We start from the raw sequence: 2,148 nt of genomic DNA on the forward strand, positions 1-2,148 counted from the left end.
GGGTAGGTGCCTCTATAGAATTGGTAGATGAACTACTACAGGAGACACGTAGAAGGCGATTGATCTAGAGGATTGGGATGGCTATTGAATAGGTAGCATATCCTTTTTATTGCGGATGCGCTTACTAATACTTTCACACTCATTCGTTCACTCCCAACAATTGTATAGCTACTGATCGTCTACCTAAGTCTGTGTAAAGGGTAGCAAGAGGTGCTGAGAGAGAAGCCTCCCAAAAGCCATTGCGTTCGGTCTAACTGAGTTGATTGAATTTCTCTACACATGCTAGAATAGACATGCGTTGCTAAAGGCTTACGAAAGCGGTAAGCATTAGCCTAAGTTTCGTTCGGTATTATATCGTGAAGAAAGTATGCCTGTTTGGGCATACTCTTCTCGTATTATATTATAAGAAGACCACCTCTTTGATAACCTCCTCGCCAACCTCCGCATTGATAATCTCTAGCACCCGTGTCTTAGCCATCACGAGTTCATGTTTGAGAGGCGCCGAGGTAAGACGTACGAACAACTTGCCCTTGCTCACAAAAACCTCCTGGGTTTTGAGCGCGACAGCCTTGCCCATCACCCGTTCCCAACTGGCAACTACTACTACCTCGTTCAGCTTGCCCTGAATACGGTAGGCCTTCAGCAAAGCTTTAATACCGTCCTTCAGCGGCATAATATCAGCCTGACGGTAATTGTCTGAAGGTTTATGTTTTTTCACTGAAAATGCGTAAGGAAGCAAAAGTAGCACCCTATCTAGAGGGGGTTGCAAAGGTACACAACGAGTTACCTATAGCGGCGCAACCGAACCATTCTCGACACGGAAACGACTTATTTGTTCCGATAGAGTTGATAGTACCTGATCAGTCCGATCGAGGTGTGTATCTGTAAGAAAAACCTGCCCAAAGGTATGGTCAGCTACTAGGCGCATAAGCTGCGTGATGCGCTTCTCATCTAAGCGGTCAAAAATATCATCCAACAGCAGAATGGGCTTTTGCTGTTTGCGGATAGACAGAATCTCAAACTGCGCAAGCTTCAGGGCAATAGCATATGATTTTTGCTGACCCTGCGAACCGTAGTTTTTAACGGGTAGGTCATTCATGAGGAATACGAAGTCGTCGCGGTGGGGGCCGGCATGGGTGCGCTGAAGCAGCAAGTCTTTGCGCTCGTTGAGGCGAAGCACCTTCAGGAAGTCAGTAAGAGGTACTTGACTTTTATAGGTAAGAGTTACTTCCTCCCGATCATCGGAAAGCTGTTGGTAATGCCGCTGGAAGATAGGCGTAAACTCATCTAAGAATTGCTGGCGTAATTGAACCAGTTGCTCACCAAGGGGCGCTAATTGCTCATCCAATACCAAAAGATAGTCCCGATCATACGCTTGGCCATTGGCCGCCTTAAGCAAGGCATTGCGCTGGCGCAACAGGTGCGAATAGGAAATCAACAGCTCCAAATACGTATGATCAAGCTGCGACATCAGGCTGTCGAAATATCGGCGCCGATCTTCGCTGCCCTGCCGGATGAGGTCCGTATCGTAAGGCGAAATCAGCACCACGGGGTAGCGACCAATATGATCGGATATGCGCTCGTAGGGTTGCTTGTCGTGCGTAACGGTTTTCTTCTGGCCTACCCGTAAACTGCACTGGATAACCTCGTCTGCCGGCTCAGGGGTAGGGGAGTGAAACCGGCCGCGCACCACAAAGAACTCTTCTCCATGTTTAATTGTCTGCGTATCAGCAGCATTAAAAGCGCTCTTGGTGAGCGATAGATAATGAATGGCATCTAAGAGATTAGTCTTGCCACTACCATTGTCGCCAATGAAGCAATTAATATGCGGCGAGAGGTGTAGATTGACTTCTTCGTAGTTCTTGAAGAAGAGAAGATGCAGAGTTTCAAGATTCATTCGGGTTCGGAATTGCAATCCTTTTACGTACTTTCGCATCCCAAACGCGAACAACCAAGAGCACGATGGCGGAGACGAAAGTAAAGGCTGCCCCCAAAGCTTCCAAGGAGAGCAAGCCAGCTAAAACGAAAAATGCCCCCAGCGGTAAGGCCACACCTTCCGAAGCTGCGGTAGAAGCAACGGAGTTGATGGAAACGGTTCAGCAACCCGATTCGGGTGCACCGGCCTCCAACCCCGAAGCAAAAGAAGCT

At 48.2% G+C, this 2,148-nt stretch carries 3 protein-coding genes; 1 reads left to right on the top strand and 2 read right to left on the bottom strand.

The window, feature by feature from the left end; genetic code table 11:
• Positions 1 to 400 precede the first annotated feature (400 nt).
• On the bottom strand, positions 401 to 718 hold the full coding sequence (locus J4D97_RS22780; protein ID WP_258048950.1) for a DUF721 domain-containing protein: 318 nt from the start codon (positions 716 to 718) through the stop codon (positions 401 to 403).
• Between the two features lie 69 nt (positions 719 to 787).
• A complete protein-coding gene (recF, locus tag J4D97_RS22785; protein WP_208309596.1) occupies positions 788 to 1,897 on the bottom strand; it encodes a DNA replication/repair protein RecF in 1,110 nt (369 codons plus the stop codon).
• A 65-nt stretch (positions 1,898 to 1,962) separates the two neighbouring features.
• Here recF and J4D97_RS22790 point away from each other — a divergent pair.
• Positions 1,963 to 2,148 (top strand): hypothetical protein (locus J4D97_RS22790; RefSeq protein ID WP_208309597.1); only part of this gene is annotated, 186 nt, incomplete at its 3' end.

Origin of the sequence: Hymenobacter defluvii (assembly GCF_017589435.1) — a bacterium.
Lineage (GTDB): Bacteria > Bacteroidota > Bacteroidia > Cytophagales > Hymenobacteraceae > Hymenobacter > Hymenobacter profundi.

Coding starts and splice junctions, on each gene's coding strand:
- recF (WP_208309596.1), bottom strand. CDS start 1,897: ATGAATCTTGAAACTCTGCATCTTCTCTTCTTCAAGAACTACGAAGAA.